Source organism: Salipiger bermudensis, from assembly GCF_020171625.1.
Lineage (GTDB): Bacteria > Pseudomonadota > Alphaproteobacteria > Rhodobacterales > Rhodobacteraceae > Salipiger > Salipiger bermudensis_B.
Genome location: NZ_JAIUZY010000004.1, coordinates 514,626 through 539,981, shown reverse-complemented (window position 1 = coordinate 539,981; position 25,356 = coordinate 514,626). Strand labels below are relative to the sequence as shown.

General features: G+C 68.1%; 25 protein-coding genes. 12 read left to right on the top strand and 13 right to left on the bottom strand.

Features of this window, described 5'->3' with window-relative positions:
* Positions 1-82: 82 nt before the first annotated feature.
* The 5 genes from LCM15_RS09175 to LCM15_RS09155 form a co-directional block, all read right to left on the bottom strand.
* Positions 83-1,024, bottom strand: a complete 942-nt coding sequence (locus LCM15_RS09175) for a YihY/virulence factor BrkB family protein (RefSeq protein ID WP_224855614.1) — start codon at positions 1,022-1,024, stop codon at positions 83-85.
* 294 nt (positions 1,025-1,318) lie between these two features.
* Positions 1,319-2,863 carry a hypothetical protein gene (locus tag LCM15_RS09170; protein WP_224855612.1) on the bottom strand — a complete coding sequence of 515 codons (1,545 nt, stop codon included), beginning with the start codon at positions 2,861-2,863 and terminating at the stop codon, positions 1,319-1,321.
* A 17-nt stretch (positions 2,864-2,880) separates the two neighbouring features.
* A complete protein-coding gene (locus LCM15_RS09165) occupies positions 2,881-3,129 on the bottom strand; it encodes a hypothetical protein (RefSeq protein WP_224855610.1) in 249 nt (82 codons plus the stop codon).
* Positions 3,130-3,220: 91 nt separating this feature from the next.
* Positions 3,221-3,709 carry a DUF805 domain-containing protein gene (locus tag LCM15_RS09160; RefSeq protein ID WP_224855608.1) on the bottom strand — a complete coding sequence of 163 codons (489 nt, stop codon included), beginning with the start codon at positions 3,707-3,709 and terminating at the stop codon, positions 3,221-3,223.
* A complete protein-coding gene (locus tag LCM15_RS09155; RefSeq protein ID WP_224855606.1) occupies positions 3,706-5,283 on the bottom strand; it encodes a hypothetical protein in 1,578 nt (525 codons plus the stop codon). Before LCM15_RS09155 ends, LCM15_RS09160 begins: the two co-directional genes overlap by 4 nt.
* A 483-nt stretch (positions 5,284-5,766) precedes the next feature.
* Between LCM15_RS09155 and LCM15_RS09150 the strand changes: the two genes are divergently transcribed.
* The 5 genes from LCM15_RS09150 (at position 5,767) to LCM15_RS09130 (ending at position 11,254) form a co-directional block, all read left to right on the top strand.
* Entirely contained in the window at positions 5,767-6,171 is a 405-nt protein-coding gene (locus LCM15_RS09150; RefSeq protein ID WP_224855604.1) for a c-type cytochrome, read from the top strand.
* Between the two features lie 139 nt (positions 6,172-6,310).
* Positions 6,311-7,603 carry a PQQ-dependent sugar dehydrogenase gene (locus LCM15_RS09145; RefSeq protein ID WP_224855602.1) on the top strand — a complete coding sequence of 431 codons (1,293 nt, stop codon included), beginning with the start codon at positions 6,311-6,313 and terminating at the stop codon, positions 7,601-7,603.
* A gap of 525 nt (positions 7,604-8,128) precedes the next feature.
* Positions 8,129-9,145, top strand: a complete 1,017-nt coding sequence (gene dusA, locus LCM15_RS09140; RefSeq protein ID WP_224855599.1) for a tRNA dihydrouridine(20/20a) synthase DusA — start codon at positions 8,129-8,131, stop codon at positions 9,143-9,145.
* Between the two features lie 80 nt (positions 9,146-9,225).
* Positions 9,226-10,047, top strand: coding sequence for a sulfite exporter TauE/SafE family protein (locus LCM15_RS09135; protein WP_224855595.1), 822 nt, complete (start codon positions 9,226-9,228; stop codon positions 10,045-10,047).
* Between the two features lie 142 nt (positions 10,048-10,189).
* Entirely contained in the window at positions 10,190-11,254 is a 1,065-nt protein-coding gene (locus tag LCM15_RS09130) for a calcium-binding protein (protein WP_224855593.1), read from the top strand.
* A 3-nt stretch (positions 11,255-11,257) separates the two neighbouring features.
* On the opposite strand, the gene LCM15_RS09125 is transcribed toward LCM15_RS09130, so the two are convergent.
* The 3 genes from LCM15_RS09125 to ccmI form a co-directional block, all read right to left on the bottom strand.
* A complete protein-coding gene (locus LCM15_RS09125) occupies positions 11,258-11,464 on the bottom strand; it encodes a DUF1289 domain-containing protein (protein WP_224855591.1) in 207 nt (68 codons plus the stop codon).
* The gene (ruvX, locus tag LCM15_RS09120; RefSeq protein WP_224855589.1) at positions 11,461-11,937 is read right to left on the bottom strand and encodes a Holliday junction resolvase RuvX; all 477 of its coding nucleotides are present in this window, start codon (positions 11,935-11,937) and stop codon (positions 11,461-11,463) included. Before ruvX ends, LCM15_RS09125 begins: the two co-directional genes overlap by 4 nt.
* A 94-nt stretch (positions 11,938-12,031) precedes the next feature.
* Entirely contained in the window at positions 12,032-13,270 is a 1,239-nt protein-coding gene (gene ccmI / locus LCM15_RS09115; protein WP_224855587.1) for a c-type cytochrome biogenesis protein CcmI, read from the bottom strand.
* A 183-nt stretch (positions 13,271-13,453) separates the two neighbouring features.
* Between ccmI and LCM15_RS09110 the strand changes: the two genes are divergently transcribed.
* A complete protein-coding gene (locus tag LCM15_RS09110) occupies positions 13,454-14,698 on the top strand; it encodes a sarcosine oxidase subunit beta family protein (protein WP_224855585.1) in 1,245 nt (414 codons plus the stop codon).
* Between the two features lie 29 nt (positions 14,699-14,727).
* On the opposite strand, the gene LCM15_RS09105 is transcribed toward LCM15_RS09110, so the two are convergent.
* Positions 14,728-15,144: a hypothetical protein gene (locus LCM15_RS09105; RefSeq protein WP_224855584.1), complete on the bottom strand. Its 417-nt coding sequence runs from the start codon at positions 15,142-15,144 to the stop codon at positions 14,728-14,730.
* Between the two features lie 224 nt (positions 15,145-15,368).
* Here LCM15_RS09105 and LCM15_RS09100 point away from each other — a divergent pair, with 224 nt between their 5' ends.
* The 5 genes from LCM15_RS09100 (at position 15,369) to LCM15_RS09080 (ending at position 20,386) form a co-directional block, all read left to right on the top strand.
* On the top strand, positions 15,369-15,590 hold the full coding sequence (locus LCM15_RS09100; RefSeq protein WP_224855582.1) for a hypothetical protein: 222 nt from the start codon (positions 15,369-15,371) through the stop codon (positions 15,588-15,590).
* Positions 15,591-15,647: 57 nt separating this feature from the next.
* The gene (locus LCM15_RS09095; protein WP_224855580.1) at positions 15,648-15,971 is read left to right on the top strand and encodes a sarcosine oxidase subunit delta; all 324 of its coding nucleotides are present in this window, start codon (positions 15,648-15,650) and stop codon (positions 15,969-15,971) included.
* A 100-nt stretch (positions 15,972-16,071) separates the two neighbouring features.
* Positions 16,072-19,110, top strand: coding sequence for a sarcosine oxidase subunit alpha family protein (locus LCM15_RS09090; protein ID WP_224855578.1), 3,039 nt, complete (start codon positions 16,072-16,074; stop codon positions 19,108-19,110).
* On the top strand, positions 19,103-19,708 hold the full coding sequence (locus tag LCM15_RS09085) for a sarcosine oxidase subunit gamma (protein WP_224855576.1): 606 nt from the start codon (positions 19,103-19,105) through the stop codon (positions 19,706-19,708). Before LCM15_RS09090 ends, LCM15_RS09085 begins: the two co-directional genes overlap by 8 nt.
* A gap of 78 nt (positions 19,709-19,786) precedes the next feature.
* Positions 19,787-20,386, top strand: coding sequence for a superoxide dismutase (locus LCM15_RS09080; RefSeq protein WP_224855574.1), 600 nt, complete (start codon positions 19,787-19,789; stop codon positions 20,384-20,386).
* 248 nt (positions 20,387-20,634) lie between these two features.
* On the opposite strand, the gene LCM15_RS09075 is transcribed toward LCM15_RS09080, so the two are convergent.
* Positions 20,635-21,501, bottom strand: a complete 867-nt coding sequence (locus LCM15_RS09075; protein WP_224855572.1) for a DMT family transporter — start codon at positions 21,499-21,501, stop codon at positions 20,635-20,637.
* Positions 21,498-22,172, bottom strand: coding sequence for a tRNA (5-methylaminomethyl-2-thiouridine)(34)-methyltransferase MnmD (gene mnmD, locus LCM15_RS09070; protein WP_224855570.1), 675 nt, complete (start codon positions 22,170-22,172; stop codon positions 21,498-21,500). Before mnmD ends, LCM15_RS09075 begins: the two co-directional genes overlap by 4 nt.
* A gap of 47 nt (positions 22,173-22,219) precedes the next feature.
* On the opposite strand from mnmD, the gene LCM15_RS09065 reads away from it, so the two are divergent.
* A complete protein-coding gene (locus tag LCM15_RS09065; RefSeq protein WP_224855568.1) occupies positions 22,220-23,260 on the top strand; it encodes an NAD(P)/FAD-dependent oxidoreductase in 1,041 nt (346 codons plus the stop codon).
* Positions 23,261-23,554: 294 nt separating this feature from the next.
* Here the strand turns inward: LCM15_RS09065 and LCM15_RS09060 are convergent, their stop codons facing one another.
* Together LCM15_RS09060 and argE are read right to left on the bottom strand one after the other, a co-directional pair.
* On the bottom strand, positions 23,555-24,196 hold the full coding sequence (locus LCM15_RS09060; RefSeq protein ID WP_224855566.1) for a GntR family transcriptional regulator: 642 nt from the start codon (positions 24,194-24,196) through the stop codon (positions 23,555-23,557).
* On the bottom strand, positions 24,193-25,347 hold the full coding sequence (gene argE, locus LCM15_RS09055) for an acetylornithine deacetylase (protein ID WP_224855564.1): 1,155 nt from the start codon (positions 25,345-25,347) through the stop codon (positions 24,193-24,195). The genes LCM15_RS09060 and argE overlap by 4 nt, the downstream gene beginning before the upstream one ends.
* Between the last annotated feature and the right edge of the window lie 9 nt (positions 25,348-25,356).

Genomic DNA, 25,356 nt, shown 5'->3' with positions numbered 1-25,356 from the left:
GGAAGCGGCGGCGCAGCGATCTCCGGTTCCTTGAACGTCCGGACAGGGCGGGAGATGGCGGCGCATTGCGATGTCGCGAAGCCTACTTTCGGCCGCGCATCGCGCGCGACAGGCGGCGGATCCGTATCGCCCGGTTGAGTTCTCCGCCAAAGATGAGAACGAGGGCCGCCAGGTACATGAAGTAGAGCGCGGCAATGATCCCCGCGAGGCCGCCATAATAGCTGGCGTAGGCCGCAAAGTGCCCGAGGTAGAACGAGAAGGCGACCGTCAGTGCGCTCCACGAGACAACCGTGAAGAGTACGCCGGGATAGATCGAGGAAAAGCGCGTGCGGCGTGCCGGAAGCAGCACATGGGCGAGGAACAGGGCCGCGATGAGGATGAGCGCCGCTGACGGATAGCGCACGAGGCTGACCGTCACGGAGGACGGATCGAACTCGGGAAACAGGATGTGCAGCCAAGAACCGGCACGCGGGGCGAGGACAAGCAGGTAGCCGACCAGCACCAGCACCAGGCTCGCGATCACCACCATCAGGGCCATCAGGGGATACAGCATGTACCACGGGCGGGTCTCGCGGACCCCGTAGGCGCGATTGAGGCCGACCCGGACGCCGTCAACGCCACCGACCGCGAACCAGATGGTCAGCAGGATACCCAGCGACAGGACGCCACCGCGTTGGACCGTCATCACCTGGCGAACTTCCGAGACGATGGGCTCGATCAGCGCCTCCGGCACGATGGCGATGAGGAACGAGACCAGATCGTCGGCCATGTCTTCATTGCCGATGAAGGCGGTCAGCGAGGAGGTGAAGATCAGGAACGGGAAGATGGCCATGAGCACACGAAAGGCGACGTTGCCTGCCAGGCCGAAGGCATCATCGCTCCAGAGCCGCAAACCGCCTTCGCGGAAGACGGCCCACACCGCTTGCCAACCGGTGCCGCGGAGCAGGGCTTCCGGATTGTCGGTGACGATGCCGTGAGTGATGACGGCATCACGGCCTGCTTCGGTCGGCATACGTTCAGCCATTCGGTACGTCTCGCGTTGGGCTGATGCCTTACCTAGTTCGCTCCGATAGGTCAGACCACTGGCTAGGGCCTCGTGGACCGCAACCGCGCCAGCTCGGCGCCGGGCGCGCATATATTGCCCGAAGCGGAATGGCTGGTCGTGGGGCTCTGTCAGGACCGACGAGCGCAACCGCCCCCGGGATGACCTTCCTGCAGGGTGCAGTGCGACGTCAGCTCCAAGGCAAAGCCCCTTGCGCATGACCGGCGGCCCGATCGGCAAACGCCCACGCTGACGTCTGCCGATCTGACGCCCGCCTCAGCGGCCGTACTCGCGCGGCGAGAAGGTGATGTCCCGGCGGACCTGAGGCTCCTCGGCAGGGCGGTCCAGCCGGAGGCGAATGGTCTGCGGGGCGGTTTCGGTGCGCAGGACCAGGGTTTGGCCCTCGGGGTGCTCGGCCGCGTACATGCGGACCTGGCTTTCTTCAGGGGAGAGCCAGTCAGGTCCGCGATCATGGGCATAGAGCGCGGCCTGGCCCGACATCTCCTCCGGCCCCGTCCATGTGATCAGATCGTTCTTCCGCCCGCTGTAGCGCAGGATGTAGGTGCCGGGTGCCTCGCCCGGCTGCAGGTCGGCCCGCACACCGTCGCTCTCGACGGACCCTCGCCCGTCCTCGTCCGCGGTCAGTTCGATCGTCTGTGTCGTCGAGGGATACCAGGCGACCTCTGCCGTCATGCTGGACATCTGATCGAGCATCACGGGGCCGATCACGTTCGGGGTCACGAGGGCGGCAGAGCGGAGCCGCTCGGGATAACCGAAGAACGGTTGTGCATAGACGGTGCCGATATGAGTACGGATATCGACGGGCTCTCCGGCTTCATCGATCATGCGCAGATCGGTGAACGTCATCCTGCCGGCCTGAACGAAGCTCTCGATCTCGGCAGGAATGCCCAGAAGGGCGGGCGCGCCGAAGAATTCGAAGGTCGCCTCGTCTCCGAACATCTGGTCCTCGGTGGCGGGGGGCAGCTCCGCGGGCGCCATCACCTTCTCGATGTCGCGGGGCCACCGGCTGCCTTCTGCGGCAAAGCTCTCCTCGCCGTCGGTCAGCGGCATCAGCACGGTCGTGCGGCGGGAGGGCAGCTTCTTGCCATCGAGCGTCAGCGTCGTTTCACGGGTGACAACCTGACGGATCACCCATCCCTCGGCACGATCCAGAACGGCGAGCCCGGCGATGCGGTGGCCGCGGGTGCGCCACGGGCGGGGATCATCAGCTTCGGCGGGCGTGTCGGGGCCGGTACCGCCCGCGAAGGCGACGCGCACCTCGTCGTCTGTCACCGCGGTCACGCGCACCTCCACGTCCTCGTAGCTGCCCAGCTCCGGAAGGGTGGTCGACCAGCCCTCCTCGGCCTGAACCGTAATCGGGAAAGCGGGGCCGGCGAAGGGATCGGACACGGCGGCGTGCAGCTGGACGGCCTTGTCGCCTGCGCCCTGTTCCACGTCAGGGGCGGCGCTGGTGACGGTGCGGGCCGTATCGTCGCCCGAGATCACCGTGTCATAACCGGCGCGTTGCAGGGCGGTCAGGTCGTCCGACCACTGCCCCGGCGCGGATGAGTTTGCGTACTGGTTCTCTTCCCGCAGTTCGACGCGCGTCGGGGTCGTGTGCACCCCGTCTTCTGTCGCCGTCACGTCGAGATAGGTGTCGAGATAGCGGCCATAGAGCCCGTCGAAGGCCAGCGGGCGGGCCTCGTCGCCGACGGAGAGGCTGTAGCTTCGCGTGCTGTCCGGGGCGGGCTGGAAGGTCACCGGTTCGGCAAGGGCCGGGACGGCCCAGAGCAGCGGTGCGATGAGAGCGAGTGAACGCATGTGAAGTCCTTTCATAGTCAAGCGAAATCTCCGCTGAGCCACATCCAGAGCAGGGCCGCCATCGCTGCCGCCGAAAGCAGCAGGTAGGCGCCCGCCACGGGCGCGACGATCAGCCAGATCAGGCCGTAGAGAAACGGGTGGCGCCGGAAGAACGGACGCCGCTGCCCCTCCTTGTGGGCGAAGGCCAGCGCGACGACGCCGATCGCCGCGATCGCCTGCCAGACCACCAGCAGGAGCGTCAGTCCCCCTTGCGCCACGGGGATCATGACGGACGCCGCCCCGGTTGCAGGGCGGCAGCCGTGCAGGGGCGGGCCGGGCCGCCCGGGATCGACAGATGATATCTCATCCGGTGCGCCATCATCCGTCCTGCGGTGCCGGGCCGAAGCGGTTCTCCTGCGGATCGCCCCGCCGAGCCAGCAGCACGATGAGCCAGATCGTCGTGACGAGCGAGACCGCCGGGGCGCCCAGCAGGATGGTGTAGAGCCAGCCTTCGGAGTTGCTGACGGTCGGGATCTCCGCCATCGGCTGCGCGGTCAGGCCGCGAAGGACGAAGGCGCCGACAAGGAAAACCAGCGTGGCAGCCCCCGGCAGCAGCAGCCACCAGCCGCGCCGGTCCACATCGTGCAGGCGCCGCCACCCGGCGGAGGTCATCGGCAGGACGGCGACGATGGCAAGCAAGGCGCCGAGGGGGTGCAGGCCGTCGAAGAGCATGTAATCCAGCGCGCCGGCGAGCCAGTTCGCGATGACCAGAGCCAGCACGAAGAGCCAGTATTCCGCCCGCGAGGCCCGCCCGCCGAAGCGGAAGACCTTGCGCAGGCAGGTGCGAATGGCCCGACCGAAGGTCATGGCGAGTCAGCCGGCGGGCTCGGGGTACGATCCTGCGACGGATCGCGCAGGACCGGGCGACCATCTTTGTCATGCGCCTCCTCGCGCAGCCGCCCTTGATCGGTCAGGAACGTGATCTCGCGCGTCGCGGCAGGGGTGTCCGGGTGACGGATCACACGCACCGACAGGGTGGGCGCGGGGGCCTCGGTCTTCAGTGCCACGCGCACGCTGCTGTACTGCGGCGCGGCGATGCGACGCGCAAGGCTTTCGGCAGGCACCAGCCAGTCCGGCCCGCGATCGGCGGCATAGATCATGCTGCCCGCCTCCGTGCCTTTGTCGACGGCCCACATGAAGTCGTCACCCTCGCGCCCCGACACGATCAGCTCGAATCCCTCCTCGGTCGGAGAGAGCCGCGCGGTGGCGCCGTTCTTCGTCACCTCGGCATGGCCGGTTTCGTCGGGGGTCAGCGTCATCGTGAAGGGGGCCGCCGGATACCACGCCACCGTCGCGCGGATCCCGGTCGCGTCCAGCACATCCGGCAGGATCTGCGTCTGCTCCGTGGGGATCAGCATGGTGGAGGTGAAAGTCGGATCGCCGTCTTCCTCGTGATAGTTCGGCAGGGTGATCGACGGCAGGGCCAGCATCGGCATCTCCACCGGCGCCTTGCCCCGGAACGCCTGCGGGTCGCTGAGCACCAAGCGTCCGGTATTGGCCATGTTCTCGTGCAGATGGGTGAAATCCAGCGTCGGAAGGTCGGCCTCGAGGCGCACGCGGCCCTGATCGTGGGCAAAGATATCGGCTTCGGTCGGCAGCGGTGTCATGGCAGAGAGGCTGTCGGGCACGGGCTGCCAGTCGGGGCGCTCATAGGTGTAGTCGGCATGGATGGGGAAGGGATAGTCCTGCGGGGCCATCGCGAGGGTGGTGCGCAGGGTGGTGCCGTCCTCGGCGGTCTGGTCGGTGGTCATGACGACGCGGCGCAGCCAGCCTTCCTCGCGATCCACCACCGCAAGCCCCGCGAGGCGGAACGCAGCGTCCTCGCCCGAATAGCGCAGGAACACGCTGTCCTGCGTGACATGGGTGACGGTCACCGTGACGTCCGGCACGCCCGAGAAATCTTCGATCACCGTGCTCCACCCCGCCTCGGCCTCGAGGCGCGCGGGGGGCAGGACGGCGCCGAACTGCTGGCTCAGCCCCGTCATCATCTCCTGCGGGACATCGGTTGTTCCGTGCGGCGTGACCTCGGCAATGACCCCGCCGTTCAGCGTGGCCTCGAATCCCTCCGCCATGGCCTGCCGCATCTTGTCGGGGAGAGGCCCCTGCGTGCCGTAGGTTTCACCGGCCACCACGGTCTGAAACCACAGCGGGAGGATATGCAGCGTCTGGGCATCGACAACCTCCATCCGGGTCAGCGAGGAGATGCGCTGGGTGGCGTAACTGTAGTCCGGCGGTTCGCCCTCGCGGCCGGGGCGGACGGACATCTCCATGCGCCATTTGCGCGTGTCGCCGGGTTCTGGGGTGAAGGCCACCGTTTCAGCCATTGCAGCGCTGGCGAGCATCGCAAAAATCGTGCTCAGCCCGAGTGTTAAGTGTCTCATGTGTCTTCCTTCGAGTCGGCGCGACGCTACCAGACAGCGTTCGGATGTGAACGGCTTTGTCGCGCAAAGGGCGAGACGCGCGGACCTCCGCCTTCGCCTGCCGTTATTTTCCATCGGCTCTGGGGGGAGAGGGCGCTCCGCCGGAACTCCGCAAACCGGCCATCGAAGGGGCACGCTCTCTGGACCTACTCGGAGCGGCGTCCTGCATCGCAGCTTCATCTCCGGCGCTTCACCGAACGTGACGCCAGTGGTCCGGCGTGGCTATCCGGGGCGACAGGCCGACTCGGCACGTCTTGGCGGTTCGATTGACGGGAATTGGGGACCAGCGGTGCCGTGAAGTCCGAATCCCACGGATGCGCAGGGCCGGGCGCCCCTCAGGCCAGCGCAGCCGCGTCAATACAGACTTTCCGCGGCATGGTCAGATGTAATGATGTATCTTCATTATTTCTTTGAATTGCGGAATGCAGGACGGAGAATAAACGTATGTGGAAAACCATCTGCTTGGGCGTCGGCCTGGCATTGATCGGCACGGTCGGCGTGGCTGACGAAAAGGAGGCCACGGCCAGCGACACCGGCGTGGTGCAGGCAGACACCACGGATGCGGCCAAGACCGACGCGGCCACTGAGCTTCAGGATGTCGACCTTGCCGCGGCCAAGAAGATCTTCTCGCGCTCCTGCCGCGCCTGTCACGGAAACAAGGCGCAGGGCGCGGCGAGCTACCCCAGCCTCTCTGACAAGGAGCCCACCTATATCGTCGAGCGGTTGGAGCGCTACCGCTCCGGTGAAACCATCGGCCCCAACTCGATCCTGATGATCCAGCACGCCAAGAAGCTGTCCGACGAAGACATCGCCAGCCTTGCGGTCTACGTCACCACCGCGTTCGAGTGACGGCGGCCTCGATCGAAGAACGCACGCCAAGCCCCGTCAGGAGAGCCTGAGCCGAGATCCGGGGCGGGTCGAAGAACATCCCGACTGGAGCGGGTGTGGCGCCATCAGTTCAGGTGGTGCCGATATAAGGGAGGAAACCATGAAATTTTCCGTTGAAAGATCCAAGCCGCCGGTGGTGGCAGCCTTGCTTGCCGGAACCAGCCTGCTGGCTGCGCCGGTCCTCGCGCAGGACGGCATGAACACCACGAAACTGACCTCGGAGGTCGTGCTGGATGACCTCGACAATCCGTGGGACATGGCCTTCCTCGAGGATGGCACGATGCTGTTTACCGAAAAGTGCAGCGGCCTGTCGGTGCTCATGCCGGACGGGAGCGTGAACGCGCTCTATGGCGTGGGCGAGGCCGAGGGCTATCCCGAGTCGGGGTCTGACCTGTTCTGCGAGGGGCAGGCGGGCATGATGGGGGTCGCCTTCGACCCAGAGTTCGAAAGCAATCGCCGGATCTACGTCTATGCGACGTCGAACATGTCCGACCCGCACACGAACCGCCTGATGCGGTTCACGCTGAGCGAGGATTTCAGCTCGGTTTCGGATCGCACCGACATCGTGGACGACGTGGTTTACAAGATGGCCGCGTCGGACCACCCGTTCGGGGGCCCGGGCGCGCATAATGGCGGACGCGTCCGCTTTGGCCCGGACGGGGCGCTGTACCTGACCACCGGGGACACCCATAACTCCGAGGTGCCCCAGAGCCCGACGATGATGGGGTCCAAGGTGCTCCGGATCGACACCGACGGCAACGCCCACCCCGACAACGCCCCGCCCGAGGGCTTCGACAAGCGCACCTACACCTACGGGCACCGCAACGTTCAGGGCCTGGCCTTCCACCCGGAAACCGGCGCGGCGATCACCGCCGAGCATGGGCCGTGGCACTCGGACGAGATCACCATCCTCGAAAACGGCGGCAATGCCGGTTGGGATCCGCGGCCGAACATGGCCGGACGCGGCGACTGCCCGGACGATTATTGTGGCTACAGCCCGAACCAGGCAGAGGGCATGAACCGCTACGAGCGTGCGGCCTTCATGCCGATGACCGACTTCGAGACCTATCCGGACGCCATGCCACCGATCTGGAACAACAACGGCTGGTCTCAGGGCACGTCCTCCGCCGCATTCCTCTCGGGCGAGCAGTGGGGCGACTGGGATGGCGCGATGGTGGTCGGCATCATGGGCATCGGCTTTGGCGGGACCCCGATCGGTCAGCGCATCGACGTGATCCAGTTCAACGACGAGTACAACGACGTCTACGACGTGACCGAGATGACGCTGCCGATGGATCCCGGCCGCTTCCGCTCCGTGGTCTCCGGACCGGATGGCAGCCTCTATACGTCCATCGACGAAGGCACCATCTACAAGCTGACGCCAGGCAACTGAGCCTTGAAAGGCCGCGCCCTGTGCGCGGCCTTTTTCCGTCTGCACGGGGGGGCTTGCGCTTTGGCCGCTCCAACCCGCTCGAGGTAATCGCCGGGCCGCGAACACCTCTCGGAACCTGATGCGCGCAGCTCGAGGCGAGTTCCCGTCCCCGGACTGATCTGCATCGCCCTGCGCGGGAGGCTCTCTCTGAGTGGGGGGGGGGCGATCCTTCTCGCCTCAATTTTGCTGATCTCCGCTACGTCGTTCTTCCCTCGGCCTTCCTTCCGACGCGCCATGATGGTACCCATCTAGGCCGCTTTTCGGGGCCATGTTGCCGATCGCCGGGCGGTCGCACCCGGCGGCGGAAGCGGCGCTCCGGGGGCGATGTCGCGGCAATGTAAGCGAGCGAGCCGTCGTGCCTATGCGCGGCACCAAAGGCGCTTAAGAGCGACGTAACAATTCGGGGGTTCGGGGCGAGAGTTGTTGCACCGCCCCCGAAATCGGGGGCAAAAGCCCCGTGAATCGAGGAAATCGGGTCAGGTGACCATGAGCGCAGAGCAAGAAAACCGAGGGGGTTCGGACGTCCGCAGGGCGGCCCGCCTCTCCGTCGCACCCATGATGGACTGGACCGATCGGCATTGCCGGTATCTGCACCGGCTGCTGTCGCGGTGCGCGCTGCTCTATACCGAGATGGTCACGGCGCCCGCGCTGGTGCGCGGCGGCGCGCTGCACCTGCTCGACTTCAATCCCGAGGAACATCCCGTGGCGCTGCAGCTCGGCGGCTCGGACACGGAAGAGCTCGCGCAGGCGGCGAGGCTCGGCGAGCAGGCGGGCTATGACCAGATCGACCTCAACTGCGGCTGCCCCTCGGACCGGGTCCAGTCGGGCACCTTCGGCGCGGTGCTGATGCGCTCGCCGGAGCTTGTCGCGGACTGCGTCGCCGCCATGCGAGAGGCGGTGAAGATCGACGTCACCGTCAAGTGCCGCATCGGCGTGGACGAGCAGGAGCCGCGCGAGGTGCTGCCCGACTTCCTCGAGAAGATCTCGGCGGCGGGCTGCGGGCGCGTGGTGATCCATGCCCGCAAGGCCTGGCTGCAGGGGCTGAGCCCCAAGGAGAACCGGGACATCCCGCCGCTCGACTACGATCTGGTGCGCGAGATGAAGCGGGCCTTCCCGCAGCTGCATGTCTCGATCAATGGCGGCATCGATGATCTTGGCACCGCCGAGGCGCTGCTCGCGGACGGGCTCGACGGCGTGATGATCGGGCGCGCCGCCTATCACCAGCCGTGGGATATCCTCGCCAATGCCGATGCGCGGATCTACGGGGAGGCGGGCCATCCGGTGTCGCCCGAGGCGGCGGTGCAGGCGATGCTGCCCTATATCGAGCGCCACCTCGCCGGCGGCGGCAGGCTGCACCAGATCACCCGGCACATGCTGGGTCTCTTTGCCGGTCGCCCTGGGGCGCGGCAGTGGCGCCGGGTGCTCTCCGAAGGCGCCACGCGCGACGGCGCCGGGCCGGAGCTGGTCGAAGAGGCATTGTCGCGGGTCCCTGCAGCGGCCTGACCGTCGCGGACCGGCGCAAGGCTTGCACGAACGGTGGCGGGGGACTAAGCCGCTGGTATACCAGGTCGAGGATCTCCCCCATGCCGGACATCGCCACCCTGTTGCCCCTCGTGGGGCTGCTTGTCGTCACCAGCGCGTTTGCCGGTTTGATCGCGGGCCTGCTGGGCGTGGGCGGGGGCATCGTGCTGGTTCCGGCGTTTCTCTTCACCTTCGAGACCCTTGGCTATGGCAGCCCGCAGGTCATGCAGATCTGCCTTGCCACCTCCTTGGCGACGATCATCGTCACCTCGATCCGCTCGGTGCTGTCGCACAACCGGAAGGGCGCGGTGGAATGGGGCATCCTGCGCGCATGGGCGCCGGGCATCGCCATCGGCGCGCTGATCGGGGTGCTGACCGCGGCGCGGCTGCGCTCTGATTTCCTGCAGGCGCTGTTCGGCTGCATCGCCATCTTCATCGGCCTCTACTTTGCCTTCGGACGCCGCCACTGGCGCCTGTCGGACGCCATGCCGGGCGGGCTGATGCGGGCCATCCTGTCGCCGGTGGTGGGCTTCCTGTCGGTGCTGATGGGGATCGGAGGCGGCAGCTTCGGAGTGCCGATGATGACGCTGTGCTCGGTGCCGATCCACCGCGCCGTGGCCACTGCCGCGGGCTTCGGCCTGCTGATCGCGCTGCCCTCGGTGCTGGCCTTCCTGTTCGTGCCGGTGCCCGCCGCGGTGCGGCCGCCGCTGACGCTGGGATCGGTCAATCTGGGCGCCTTCCTGATCGCCATTTCGATGACCCTGATCACCGCCCCGCTGGGCGCGAAGCTGGCCCACGCCGTCGACGAAAAGACCCTGCGCCGGTCCTTCGCGGTGTTCATCCTGGTGGTGGCCGCCAACATGCTGCGCAAGTCGTTCTTCTGAGCCGCGCTCCGATCCTGCGGACAGCGCTGCGCGCTCAGGCCCGGGATGCGATCAAGCGACGCGGATCAAAACGCTGGCAAGATGTCAGGCAAACTCGTTAACGTGATCTCGGCACGTATTTTGATCGGTCAGGGATTTGAAAATGCTCGAAGGTCTTTTGCTTCTTTCTCTCGGTGTTCTGGGGATTTCGCTGATCGGCAGCGGTGACGGTGGTGACGATGACGCCTCGGACGCGCCTTGGGCGGATCTCGATGAGCCGATCGTCGGCACGCTCGGCGATGGCGACGACAGCGCAATGCTCACCGACAATGCCGATACGGTCGCGGGAGGCGCAGGCAACGATCTCATCGAGGCGGGTGGCGGCGACGACTGGGTGCGCGGCAACGATGGCAACGACACGCTGCTGGGCGGGGAGGGCGACGATTTCCTTGCCGGAAATGCCGGCGCCGACGAGATCGACGGTGAGGACGGCGACGACGTTCTGCGGGGCGGGGCCGGGTCTGACCTGATCGAGGGCGGCGAGGGGGATGACGTGATCGAGACCGGGCTCGGCCGCGACCGTGCCTGGGGCGGCGGGGGCAACGACACCCTCGTGGTCGCCGAAGAAACCGCCGGCGATCTGCAGTTCAACGAGCTCCATGGCGGGCGCGGGGACGACCTCATGCTACTCAACAGTGGCTACGCGCAGGTCTCGGGCGATGAGGGCAACGACACGATCGCGATCTACCTCGCCGATGAGGCGGTCCGCGTCGACGCGCTCGGGGGCGATGGCGACGACCTGATCGTCGCCGGCTACACCGGGACCGACGCGCCGATCTACGCGTCGGGGGGCGAGGGGAACGACACCATCGATGTCGGTGCGGGTGGCTATGTCAGCGGCGATGCCGGCAACGATGTCATTCTGGCGGAGGGCATCGAGATCTACGGCGGGGCCGGGAGCGACCTGTTCGTCGGCGACCTGACCGGCGATCGCAGCATGTCGGGGGTGGTGCTGGATTTCCTGCCCGGCGAGGACGCCATCCTCTTCGATGTCCCGGTGTCGGACCTCGAGGGCGCGGAACTGGTCATCGGTGAGCCCGCCTTCAGCGAGGAGTACGGCAGGAGCCTGACCGAGATCGCGCTGACAGCGGGGGGCCAGACCTACTCGATCTTCGTCCAGACCGCCGAGGAGATCCGGCCGGACGATATCATCGTGCAGGGCTCGTGAGCTTCAGCCACGGTGATTGGCGATGCGCGGGGCGCGGGAGGGCAGCTCCCGCATCACCGCCCGGCGGGCGTCGGGGCTCATCCGCGACCACGCGGTGATCTCGTCGATGCTGCGCAGGCAGCCGGTGCAGAGCCGGCTTTGCGGGTGGATGACGCAGATCTTGGTGCACGGACTCTCGATCTCGTCACGGCGCATGGCATCGTCGCTCATCCGTTCGCTCTCAGGTGGCGCAGCCGATCGAGCGCGCCCTGCAGGATGTAGGATGCGGCGACATGGTCGATCAGCTCGGCGCGCTTGGCGCGCGAGGTGTCGGCCTCGAGCAGCGCGCGCTCGGCCGCGACCGTGGAGAGCCGCTCGTCCCAGAAGGTGATCGGCCCGTCCCAGAGCCGCGAGAAATTGCGCGCGAAGGCGCGGGTCGACTGGCAGCGCGGGCCCTCCGAGCCGTCCATGTTGCGCGGCAGCCCGAGCACCACGCCGCCGATCTCGCGCTTGGCGAGGATCTCGAGCAGGCGCTCGGCGTCGAGGGTGAACTTCTTGCGCTTCACGGTCTCGAGCGGGGTCGCGACGCTCAGCAGCCGGTCGGAGACCGCCACGCCGATTGTCTTGGTGCCGAGGTCGAGCCCGGCGAGGGCGCGGTCGCGGGGCAGGGCGGCGGCGAAGTCTTGGATCTCGTCGTGCATCATCGCGGATGGCTTTCGTTGCGTCGGAGGGGGCGCTGCCCCCGTCGCCCGAGGGCGACTCCCCCGAGGTATTTTCGAACCAGAGAAGACAGGGGCGTCATTTCGAGATCCCGGCGCGGGCCGCACCGGCCCGGACGATGGCAAGGGCTTCGGGCTGGCCCGCGAAGACCGTCTGGGCCTCCTGCCAGATCTCGGCGGCCTGCTCGGTGCGGCCCAGCACGCCCAAGGCGCCCAGCAACTGGCCCCATTCCTGCGGCGAGCCGCCCTCGTCGGCGAGGCGGGCGCCGAGCCGGTCGACCATGCCCTCGATCATCTGCTGCCGGTCCTCGGCGCTGAGCTCGGAGGCGGCCTCGACATCCGCCGCGCCGGGGCCGGCGATGGCCGGGCCGTCGGGGGCGGCGGGCAGTTCGTAGTCGTTGATGCCGGCGGCATAGGCGAGGTCGGGGATCTGCGCGCGGACCGGGGCCACCCAGGGGGCATCTGCCGGGCTTTCACGCAGCAGCTTGTCCCAGATCCGGAAGGCGGTGTCCGGCCGGCCGGTCTGCGCCATCATCAACCCGCCGTAATAGCGCGCCACACCGTTGTCGGGGTCGCGCCGCATCACCTCGTCGAGCGCCTGCTCGGCCTCGGGCGACACGTAGCCGCCGGCGGCGAGCACCAGCATATCGGTGAGATCGGCGTAATCCCTGGCGCTGGCCTCGTCGCCCTTGAGCGTGATCAGCCGGCGCTGCGCGGCGTAGGCTTGCGGATAGTTACCCAGCGCCGCCTCGGAACGGGCGAGAAGCGCATGGCCCTGCACGTCGTCGGGCCGCTCGGTCACCGCGGTGCGCAACCGCTCGACCAGCGCGCGGTAGTCTTCGGGCGCCTCGGTCGGTGATTGCTCGGGAAGCTGGGCCTCGGCCTCGGACTGCGAGGGGCGGTTCTCCCGGGCCTCCTGCGCCGCCGAGATGCGGGTCTGCAGGCCGAGATCGCCATAGCCCGGCGCGCCGAGGCGCAGGTAGATCAGGGCGCTGCCGGCCAGCAGCACCAGCACGATCACCGCCGCCATCACCAGGCTCGGGCCACCGCCACGGGCCGACCGGGGCGTGCCGGCCTGCATCCGGGCATCGGCGGCGAGGATACGGCGCGAGACCTCGGTCTTCAGCCGCTCCGCCTCATCCGGGGCGATGGTGCCGCGCGCCGCGTCGCGCTCGATCTCGCGGAGCTGGTCGCGGTAGACCTGCAGGTCATAGGCCTCGGCCGGGCCGGTGGCCCGCTCGCCGCGCAGTAGTGCCAGCACCAGCAGCGCCGCTATCACGAGCACCAACGCGCCCGCCACGATCCAGAAGAGGGTCAATGCTGTCTCCGTCCCAGTGTCCGCCCCTCATGTATAGGGAGCGGCGCCCGGAAAAAAGGCCCCAGGGGCGCGACGGATTGCCGGTCCGGCCCCGTGCCGGTGTCGAGGTGGTTGCGGTGGGGCCGCCTCCCGTGCTGATCTTGACCACAGAGGGGCCCTGCCACGCCCCGGATTCGAGGATTGATGAAGCGTTATTCCGCCTTTGCCATCGCCCGAGAGGCCGCACGCTACCATACCGGCTGGGGCCGGGCCTGGGGCAGACCCAAGCCGAAGACCCATTACGACGTGATCATCGTCGGCGCCGGCGGGCACGGGCTGGCCACCGCGTATTACCTCGGGAAGAATTTCGGCATCCGCAACGTCGCGATTCTCGAGAAGGGCTGGCTCGGCGGCGGCAACACCGGGCGCAACACCACGATCATCCGCTCGAACTACCTGCAGGATCCCTCGGCCGCGCTCTACGAAAAGGCGCGCTCGCTCTACGAGGGGTTGAGCCAGGATCTCAACTACAATGTCATGTTCTCGCCGCGCGGCGTGATGATGCTGGCCCAGACCGAGCACGAGCTGCGCTGCTACCAGCGCACCGTCCATGCCAACCGGCTGCAGGGCATCGATACCGAGATGATCTCGCCGCGCGAGGTCAAGCGGCTGTGCCCGATCATGAACATCGAAGGGCCCCGCTATCCGGTGCTGGGGGCGCTGTGGCAGGCGCGCGCCGGCACCGCGCGCCACGATGCCGTGGCCTGGGGCTATGCGCGGGCCTGCTCGGACATGGGCATGGACATCGTGCAGGGCTGTGAGGTCACCGCGGTGCGCCAGAGCGGCGGCAAGGTCACCGGGGTCGAGACCTCGCTGGGCGAGATCTCGTGCAACAAGCTGGGGATCGTGGTGGCGGGCCATTCCGGCGTGCTGGCCGAGATGGCCGGGTTCCGGCTGCCGATCGAGAGCGTGTCGCTGCAGGCGCTGGTCAGCGAGCCGATCAAGCCCTGCATGGACGTGGTGGTCATGGCCAACACCGTGCACGGCTACATGAGCCAGTCCGACAAGGGCGAGATGGTGATCGGCGGCGGCACTGATGGCTACATCAACTACACCCAGCGCGGCAGCTTCCAGCACATCGAGGAGACCGTGCGCGCGCTGGTCGAGACCTTCCCGATGATCTCGCGGCTCAAGATGCTGCGGCAATGGGGCGGCATCGTCGACATCACCGGCGACCGCTCGCCGATCCTGTCGAAGACCCCGCTCGAGGGCTGTTTCGTCAATTGCGGCTGGGGCACCGGCGGCTTCAAGGCGATTCCGGGCTCGGGCTGGGGCTTTGCCGAGCTGATGGCCAAGGGTCACTCGGCGCTGACCGCCGAGTTTGGCCTCGAGCGCTTTCGCCAGGGCCGCTTCATCGACGAGAGCGTCGCGGCGGGGGTGGCGCATTGACCACTCCGCGCGCTTCACTCCCTGCGGCGCTACCGACCGGCCATCGCCCGCTTGGTGCGGAATGGCGCCGGGGCGGCAAGACCCGCGAGCCCGGCCAGCGCGCCGCTTCCGTCGTTGCACGGCGGGTGCCAGCTGTGGATGAACTCGGCGGCGATCAGCGCGCGGTCCTCCGGGCGGGCCAGCGCCAACCCGCCGATCGCGTCGAAGCCGAGCGCTTCGGCACGGTCCCACGGGCCGCCGGGGCGGCGGTCCTGAAGCAGCTGCGTGCCAAGCGCGCAGGTCTGACCGACATAAAACACCTGCACCTGTCGCGAGCGCCCCTCGGGCAGCTTGAGGAAGAGATAGACCGCGCCGGTCTCGGTAAAGCCGGTGTCGGGCGTGAACAGCTCGACCGGGTAGTCCCGGCCGCGGTGGCTGGTGAGGGTCAGGGTGGTCAGTCTGCTCATTGTGGGTCCCGGTCTTGTTGCCTCGGGACCAATCTAGGCGCCGCGCGGGAAAACACCGTGAACCGGGCCGGGATTGCGCCGGCGCGGGGTCGGAATTCGCGGATCTGCCCGCCTTTTGCGCAGCCCAAGCGGGAACGGGCGCAGGATGTGGCAGGGCCGGCACGGAACGGCAGGGGCGCGATGCGCGTTTCACTGACATCACATGGCCGCGAAGGAGAGCCCGAATGTCAGATCGTCCCGCCCCGCGGCGGTTCCCCGGCCGCCACCTCGCCCCCGTTCTCTTCGCAATCGTGCTCTCGGTGGTGCTCGCCGTCCTGCTCTACACGTTCCTCGCACCCGGGGCGACCGGGTCCTCTGGGCTCGGCGTGCGTGTCCCGGTGCCGACCGAGGGTGGCGCCTCGACGCTCGAAAACGCGGCCAGCGCGCTGGAAAATCTCGACAACTGATCGGGCAGGGGGCCTCGCGCCGCTGCCGCGCCGCAGTGTCGCAACAGGAGCCTTCCCATGCTGATCCTCCACTGCCCCTGCTGCGGCGTCGACGCCGCCGAGATCGAACTCGCCCCCGGCGGCGAGGCGCACCTGACCCGCGAAGGCCCCGGCAGCTCCGACGCGGCGCTCGAGGCGTATCTCTTCACCCGCGACAATCCGCGCGGGGTCGTGTTCGAGCGCTGGCGCCACGCCTATGGCTGCGGCAAATGGTTCCTCGCCGCGCGCGACAGCGTCACCATGGAGGTCTACGGGACGTACTCGGCCCAGACCCACGCGCCGCCGCAGGAGATCCTCGACCGCATCGCCGACCGCCACCCGGACCGGGCAAAGGCACTCTGATGTTTCTTCTGGCGGAAAATATCCTCGGGGGGAGCGCGCTCCGGCGCGCGAGGGGGCAGACAGCCCCCCACCCCGCGCGCAACATCTCGGGAGCTTGGGCATGAGCACGCGTCTGGCCACGGGCGGCCGCTTCACCGATCGCGGCAAACAGATCGGGTTCACCTTCAACGGCCGCCGCTTCACCGGCTTTCAGGGCGACACGCTCGCCTCGGCGCTGCTTGCCGGCGATCAGATTCTGGTGGGGCGAAGCTTCAAGTATCACCGCCCACGCGGCATCGTCGCCTCCGGCTCCGAGGAGCCCAACGCGCTGGTGGGCCTCGGGCAGGGCGCGCGGTTCGAGCCGGACCAGCGCGCCACCACCACCGAGCTCTTCGACGGGCTGGTGGCGGAGAGCCAGAACCACTGGCCAAGCCTTGCCTTCGACGTGGGCGAGATCAACGCCAAGCTCGCCCGCTTTCTGCCAGCCGGGTTCTACTACAAGACCTTCCTGTGGCCGCGGGCGTTCTGGAAACACATCTACGAACCGGTGATCCGGCGGTCCGCCGGGCTTGGGAAGGCGCCGCACCCGGAGGTGCGGGACGCCGACCGCTACGAGCATTTCCACGCCCATACCGACGTGCTGATCGTCGGCGGCGGCGTGGCCGGGCTGCAGGCGGCGCGCAACGCCGCGCGCGCCGGTGTTCAGGTGCTGCTGCTCGAGCAGACCGCCCATTGGGGCGGCCGCACCCCGGTCGACGGCGGCACCATCGAGGGGCTGGCCCCCGAGGCGTGGGTGACGCAGGCCGTGGCCGAGCTCGCGGCGCTGGACAATGTCCGGATGCGGCTGCGCTGCATGGGGGCGGGCGTGTACGATCACGGCTATGCACTCGGCTACGAGCGGCTCACCGACCACAAGCCCGGCGCGCCGGGGCCACGGCACCGGCTCTGGCGCATTCGAGCCAGGCAGATCATCACCGCCACCGGCGCGCTCGAGCGTCCGCTGAGCTTTGCCGGCAACGACGTGCCGGGGGTCATGCTGGCCTCGGCGGTGCGCGACTACGTGGTCAATTACGGCGTCGCCCCCGGCGACCGCACCGTGGTTGTCACCAACAACGACGATGCCTACCGCACCGCCATCCTGATCAAGACATCCGGCCTCGACGTGCCCGCCATTCTCGACGCCCGCCCGATGGGCGGTGGCGCGCTGATGCAGCAGGCGCGCGATCTCGGCATCCGGGTCGAACCCGGGCGCGGCGTATCGAAGGTGCTCGGCGGGGCCCGCGTCACCGGCGTGGCGGTCTGCGATCAGGCCGGCGGCGGCTCGATGCTCGAGGAGATTCCGTGCGACGCGGTGGCGATGTCCGGCGGCTGGTCGCCGGTGGTGCATCTCTGGTCCCATTGCGGCGGCAAGCTGACATGGGACGCCGATGGCGCCTTCTTCCGCCCCGACCCGTCCCGCGCGCCCACCGGCGCCGATGGCACCCCCTTCGTCATCGTGGCGGGATCGGCCAATGGCCATCTCGGGCTGCAGGAGGCGCTGTGCTGCGCCGATGGCGCCGGCAAGGACGCGGTCGAGGCCATTGGCTGCTGCCTCGAGGAAAGCCCGGTGCCGAAGGCCGACGCAGTCGCGGAGGCGCCGCTGATGCCGGTCTGGCTGATGCCGCAGGGCGCCCGCGCCGATCTGCGCATGAAGGCCTTCCTCGATTACCAGAACGACGTGAAGGTGTCCGACATCCAGCTCGCCGCGCGCGAGGGCTATGAAAGCGTCGAGCACGCCAAGCGCTACACCACGCTGGGCATGGCCACGGATCAGGGCAAGCTCAGCAACATCCACGGCCTTGCGATCCTGTCGGACGCGCTGGGCGCACCGATCCCGCAGGTCGGCACCACCACGTTCCGCCCGCCCTACACGCCGATCAGCTTCGGGGCCATCGCCGGCGAGGCGCGCGACGCGGTGTTCCAGCCGCTGCGCCGCACCGCGATGCAGGACTGGCACGAGGCCAACAACGCGGCGTGGGAGATCGTCGGCCAGTGGCGCCGGCCCTACTGCTACCCGCGCCCGGGCGAGAGCCGCCACGCCGCCGTCAACCGCGAGATCAACGCCACCCGCGAGAGCCTCGGCCTGCTCGACGCCTCGACGCTGGGCAAGATCCTCGTCAAGGGGCCGGACGCGGGCCGCTTCCTCGACATGATGTACACCAACATGATGTCGACACTGCCGGTGGGCAAATGCCGCTACGGGCTGATGTGCAACGAGAACGGCTTCCTGATGGATGATGGCGTGGTGGTGCGGCTCTCCGAGGACAGCTGGCTGTGCCACACCACCTCGGGCGGCGCCGATCACGTCCACGCCCACATGGAGGATTGGCTGCAATGCGAGTGGTGGGACTGGAAGGTCTACACCGCCAACCTGACCGAGCAATATGCCCAGATCGCCGTCGTCGGCCCCAATGCCCGCAAGCTCCTGGAGAAGCTCGGCGGCATGGATGTCTCGAAAGAGGCGATGCCGTTCATGACGTGGGCGGAGGGCAGCCTCGCCGACACGCCGGCGCGGGTCTACCGCATCTCGTTCTCGGGCGAGCTGTCCTACGAGATCGCGGTCCCGGCCAATCGCGGCCGCGCCTTCTGGGGCAAGCTGCTCGAGGCCGGGGCGGAGTGGAACATCACGCCTTACGGTACCGAGGCGCTGCACGTGATGCGGGCCGAGAAGGGCTTTATCATGATCGGCGACGAGAGCGACGGCACGGTGATCCCGCAGGATCTCGGCCTGCATTGGGCGATCTCCAAGAAGAAGGAGGACTTCCTCGGCAAGCGCGCTCAGCAGCGCCCCGACATGGCGCGAGACGACCGCTGGCAGCTTGTGGGTCTCGAAACGCTCGACGGCTCGGTGCTGCCCGACGGCGCCTATGCCCTCGCGGCGGGCAAGAACGCCAACGGCCAGCGCAATACCGAAGGCCGCGTGACCTCGACCTATTATTCGCCGACGCTGAACAAGGGCATCGCCATGGGGCTGGTCAAGAACGGCCCCGACCGCATGGGCGAGGTGCTGTCCTTCACCGCCGAGGCGCAGGACGAGACCCGCGACGAGCTCAGCACCGTCGAGGCGAAGATCGTCAGCCCGGTGTTCTTTGATCCGAAAGGGGAGAAACAGGATGTCTGATGTGATGGCACCGATGGCGGGCGCCAGGTCCGAAGGGCTGATCGCTGTCGAGGCGTTGCCGCCGCAGGGCCAGATCTCCCTGCGCTGCGAGGTCTCAGAGGACTACCGCGCAAAGCTTGGCGACCTGCTGGGCCTCGGCGTGCCTGAGCCGCTCTCTGCGGTGGAGGAGGGCGACCGGGCGCTGCTCTGGATGGCGCCTGACGAGCTTCTGCTGCTTCTGCCCTACGACGCGGTGCCGGAGATGCTTGCACGGCTGAACGAAGCCTTCGAGGGCTGGTTCATCGCCATCACCGATGTCTCCGACGCCCGGGCGCAGTTCCGCCTGAGCGGCCCGCATCTGGGTGACGTGCTGTCCAAGGTGACGCCCGCCGACATGTCGCCGGACGCCTTCACCCCCGGGATGGTGCGACGCTCGCGGCTGGCGCAGATCGCGGCGGGCTATTGGCTGCGCAGCGACAGTGAGGCGCAGGTCTTCGTGTTCCGCTCGGTGGGCGACTATGCCTTCCGGGTGCTGTCGCTTGTCGCAACGCCCGGCGGGGAGGTGTACCACCACACGCGCGAGGCGATATCGGAACATGATGCGTCATCGTACGTTTAAACCATGACACTCCTTGACCTCGCTGAACGCAAGTCTAGGAATGGTATACAAATTCACTCGGACCAAGAGGGTAACACCATGGCTTTCGAACTTCCCGATCTTCCTTACGCACACGACGCGCTTGCCTCCAAGGGCATGTCCAAGGAAACGCTCGAGTACCACCACGACATCCACCACAACACCTACGTCACCACGCTGAACAAGCTGATCGACGGCACCGAGTGGGCGGACAAGTCGCTGGAAGAGATCGTGAAAGGCACCTACGAAGCTGGCGCCGTGGCGCAGTCGGGCCTGTTCAACAACGCCTCGCAGCACTGGAACCACTCGCAGTTCTGGGAAATGATGGGTGCCGGCGACAACGCCATGCCGTCCGAGCTTGAAGCGGCCCTGAAAGAGAGCTTCGGCTCGGTCGACAAGTTCAAGGAAGACTTCTCGGCAGCCGGCGCCGGCCAGTTCGGCTCGGGCTGGGCATGGCTGGTCAAGGACGCCGATGGCGGCCTGAAGATCACCAAGACCGAGAACGGCGTGAACCCGCTGTGCTTCGGCCAGACCGCGCTGCTCGGCTGCGACGTGTGGGAGCACTCCTATTACATCGACTTCCGCAACAAGCGCCCGGCCTACCTGGCGAACTTCCTCGACAACCTGGTGAACTGGGAAAACGTCGCCTCGCGCATGTGATCGCGACCGACCTGTTCCTGACAGGACAAAGCCCCGCGCAGCGCGTGGGGCTTTTCTTTTGTCCGGCCGAAAGGTGCCGGAGTTAGGGGCCAGGGGAGAGTCGGCTGTCACCGCGCTTGAAGGCGGCGCCGGGCGTTGCGATCCCGGCGTCGGAGGGCAAGGTATAGCCAGCGATCCCCGCGCCCGACGGCGGTGCCGGTCATCACAAGTCTGGTTGCCGGATGACCGGTCGTGAGGGCGAAAGCGCCCTAGCGCTTCACTCGCTCACGCCAGAGCGTGAAGAGCCCCGCCGCCACGATGATCGCTGCCCCCATCGCCACGTTGGGCCGCAGCGTCTCGTTGAACACGGTCATGCCGAGCGCCGAGGCGAAGACCAGCTGAAGGTAGGCGAAGGGCTGCACGGCCGAAGCCTCGGCCACCTCGTAGCACTTGATGAGGGTGAAATGCCCGCTGGCTCCGGTGATGCAGAGCAGCGCCATCCAGCCCCAGTCCGGCGCGCTCATCGGCTCCCAGAACCACGCGCCCACCAGCGTCGCGGTGACCGCGCCCGACACGCCGGTCCAGAAGAACGAGGTCGCTGCGCTATCGCGCCGGGCCACGTAGCGGGTCAGCAGACCGTAAAGCGCGAACATCAGCGCCGCCACCAGCGGCACGACGGCGTGGGGCGAGAACACCCCGCCCGAGGGCTGAAGGATGATGACCACCCCGACAAAGCCCACGCCGATGGCCGACCAGCGCCGCCAGCCGACCTTCTCGCCGAGAATCGGCCCCGACAGCGCCGCGATGAGCAGCGGGTAGGCGGTGAAGACGGCGTGGCTCTCGGTGAGGCCCAGAAGCACGAAGGCGGTGATCATCACCCAGATCTCGGCCACCAGCAGCACGCCGCGGAAGATCTGCAGCCACGGCTGGGTGGTGGCGGCGGCGGCCCTGAGCCCGCCCTCCTGCCGACCGGCGATGGCCATGACGAACGCGGCGAAGAACCAGTAGCGGATCATCACCACCATGTAGACGTTGTAGGCATCCGACAGGTGCCGCGAGATGCCGTCCTGCAGGGCGAAGACGAACGTCGTCAGGATCATCAGCCAGATGCCGAATTTGGTGTTCTGTTCCGTCATTCGGGCATCTCCGCGCGGGTCATGTGTCGTTTGCGGCCATAGCCGGGCACGCGGGTGACTGCAAATCCCGCCGCCTCCAGCGCCCGGCGCACGTGGCCGGCAGCGGTGTAGGTGGCGGCGGTCCCGCCCGGCGCGGTGTTGCGGCCAACCTCGGCCATCAGGTCCTCGCCCCAGAGCTCCGGGTTCTTGGCCGGCGAGAAGCCGTCGAGAAACCACGCATCCGCCTTGCCCTGCCACGCGGGCAGAGTGGTGCGGGCATCGCCTTCCACCATGCGGAAGCGCAGGTCGGGAATGTCGATCTCGCGCGCCCCGTCGCGCCAGAACGGCGCCAGCTCATCGGCGATGGCCGCGAGCTCGGGAAAGGCGGACTGGGCGCGGATCATGTCCGCGCCGTTCATCGGGAAGGCCTCGAAGCTGGTGAAAAGCAGCCGCCCGGCGGTGCCGCTCTCGCGCCAGAGCTGCAGCGTCGCGAGCAGGTTGAGCCCGGTACCGAATCCCAGCTCGGCGAGCTGGAACCCGTCGCAGAAGCGGGCGGGCAGGTCGTTGCCGGCGAGGAAGGTGTGGCGGGTCTCGGCAAGGCCGTTCTCGAGCGAGAAATACGGATCGTCGAAGCGCGGCGACACCGGCACTTCGCCGTCGCGCCAGAGCGGAGCGTCGGGCTGGTTCGTCATGATGGTCTGTCCTAGAACTGGCGCGACCATGACCGGAGGGCAGACGAATGGCAAGCATCGACGTGACAGTGCGCGGGGCGGGGATCTTCGGCCTCTCGATCGCCTGGGCCTGCGCCCGGGCCGGGGCCGCGGTGCGGGTCGTCGACCCGTACGGGCCGGGGGCCGGATCGAGCGGCGGCATCGTCGGCGCGCTGGCCCCGCACGTGCCGGAGAACTGGAACCCGAAGAAGGCCTTCCAGCTCGAAAGCCTGTTGATGGCCGAGGCCTTCTGGGCCGAGGTCGAGGCGGTGGGCGGGGTCGCACCCGACTATGCCCGCAGCGGCCGGCTGCAGCCGGTGGCCGACGAGGCCGGGCTGGAGCTGGCGCGCGCGCGCGCGGTCACGGCGGGGGACCTCTGGGGCGAGGCGGCGGTCTGGGAGGTGATCGGCGCCGAGTCCGCGGGCCACTTTGCGCCGCAGACGCCCACGGGCTGGCTGATCCGCGACACGCTGAGCGCCCGGATGTCGCCCCGCCGCGCCTCGGCGGCGCTGTTGGCGGCGCTCTCGGCGATGGGCGTCGAGGTGGTGCGCGAGGCGGAGGATTCTGGGCAGGTGCTCTGGGCCACCGGCTGGCAGGGTCTGCGCGCTTTGTCGGAGGCGCTGGGCAAGCCGGTGGGGGCAGGCGTGAAGGGGCAGTCGGCGCTGCTGCGCTTCGATGCCGGTGACGCGCCCCAGGTCTTTGCCGGCGGGCTGCACATCGTGCCACATCACGACGGCACCGTGGCGATCGGGTCGACCTCGGAGCGCGACTTCGTCGACCCGTCTTCCTGCGACGCGCAATGCGACGCGCTGGTCGAGCGCGCGGTGGCGGTGATGCCGGTGCTGCACGGCGCCGAGGTGGTCGAGCGCTGGGCCGGGGTGCGCCCGCGCGCCAGGAGCCGGGCGCCGATGCTTGGGCCTTGGCCCGGGCGGGAGGGGCATTTCATCGCCAATGGCGGCTTCAAGATCGGATTCGGCATGGCGCCGAAGGTGGCCGAAGTGATGGGGGAGCTTCTGCTGAACGGTCGGGACGGGATCCCGGAGGGGTTCCGCGTCGAGGATTCGCTGTAGCTCGGGCGGTATTGTGTCGCCTTGGTAGGATGGAGAGGGGGGGGGATGGGGGCGCTGCCCCCGTCCGCGCGCCGCGGACTCCCCCGGGATATTTCTGGCCAGAAGAAGCTTGTGGGTGGCGCTTGGTTTGAAACGTTGCGCTGGTGCACTGGGTGGCGCGGGCGCGACGCTGTACGGAGCGTCGCACCGGTTGGAACGCGGTGAAGGGGGGCGCTGCCCCCGCCGCAGCGGAGCTGCGACTCCCCCGAGGTATTTTTGAACCAGAGAAGATGGGGCGCTGTGGCGGAGCGTAGCTCAGCGGGACATGCGGCGCACGCTCATCGAGATGTGGGCGCGGCGGATCAGGGCGGCGGCGGCGGTGTCTCCGGCGTCGAGGGCGGTTTCCGTCTCGCGCATCTCGCCGAGGAAGATGGCGCATTCCGAGCGCAGGTTCATGCGCGGGATCGAGGTCAGCCAGATCCGGGCGGTGAGGTAGTATAGACGGGCCGCGGTCTCGCGCAGGGGGGCGCTGCCGGTGAGCGACAGCCCGAAGCCGTGATAGGCGCTGTTGAGCGCGGCGAAGGCGCGCGGGTCGGGGGCGGCCAGAAGCGCTTCGCCGCGGCTCACGAAATCGCGGATCTCGGCCATCACCGCGGGGGTCACCGGCAGCGGGTCGAGCTGGCCCACCAGAGCGGAGAGGTGCAGGCGCAGATCGTAGACCTGCGTCATCAGCGCCATGTCGACATCGGTCACCAGCGTGCCGATGCCGTGGCGGCTTTCCACCAGACCCTCGTCCTCGAGCCGCGCCAGCACCCGGCGCAACGGCGTGCGCGAAGTGCCGAACTCGGCCGCCAGCGCCTCTTCCGAGAGCTTCGTGCCGGGCGGGTAGTCGAGCAGGCAAATGCGCTCGCGCAGCTCCGCGTGCAGGCGCTGGTGGCGCGCCGCGGCGGTGCTCACGCGGCGACGCTCCGCCCGATGCCCTCCAGCATGGTCAGGCATTGCGACAGCTGCTGGCGCGAGACGAACTCGTCGGGCTTGTGTGCCTGCGCGATCGAGCCCGGGCCGCAGATCACCACCGACATGCCCATTTCCTGGAACAGGCCGCCCTCGGTGCTGAACGGCACCACGCCGCAATCGTCATTGCCGGTGAGCTGCGCCACCAGATCGCGGGCAGCATTGTCGGACATCGGCTCGAGCCCCGCGACCTCGCCGATCACCTGGGTCTCGATGCGGGCCTCGGGGTTCACCTTGCGCATGGCCGGCAGCAGCTCGGTCTCGACGTAGGCCTCCAGCGCATCCTTGACGAAATGCGCGTCCCCCGACTGCACCGGGCGCATCTCCCAGTCGACCTCGGCGAAGCCGGGGATGACGTTGTGCGCGACGCCGCCATAGAGCCGGCCGACGTTGACCGTGGTCCAGGGTGGATCGAAGCGCGAATTGGCCGGCACCCGGGTCTTGAGCTGCTCGGCCAGGGTCATCAGGCGGGTGACGTAGCGCACCGCGTATTCCACCGCGTTGACGCCGCGCGCGGGGGCGGAGCCGTGCCCCTCGAGCCCGTGAAACCGGCAGGTGTACTCGCAGCAGCCCTTGTGGCCCTCGATGATCTTCATGTCGGTCGGCTCGCCCACGATGGCCATGCGCGGCGCGTAGCCGCGGCGCTCGAGCTCGGGCACCAGGGCGCGGGCGCCCATGCAGCCGACCTCTTCGTCATGGGTGAAGCACAGGTGCACCGGGCGCTTCAGCGGCGTCTTGGAGAGCGGGTCGGCCATCGCGATGGCGGCGGCGATGAAGCCCTTCATGTCGCAGGCCCCGCGGCCCAGCAGCAGGTCGTCGCGCTCGGTCAGGTGGAACGGGTTGGAGTGCCAGACCTGGTCGGTTACCGGCACGACGTCGGAATGGCCCGACAGCACCACGCCGCCCGGCACGTCCGGGCCGATGGTGGCGAACATGTTGGCCTTGGCCCCGCTGGCATCGGCGAAGAGCTCGACCTTGGCGCCGTGATGTTCCAGCCAGTTGGCCATCCACGCCATCATGTCGAGATTGCTGTCGCTCGACACGGTGGGGAAGGAGATGAGGTCGGCGAGAATCGCTTCGGTCTCTTTCAGCATGGTTGGCTC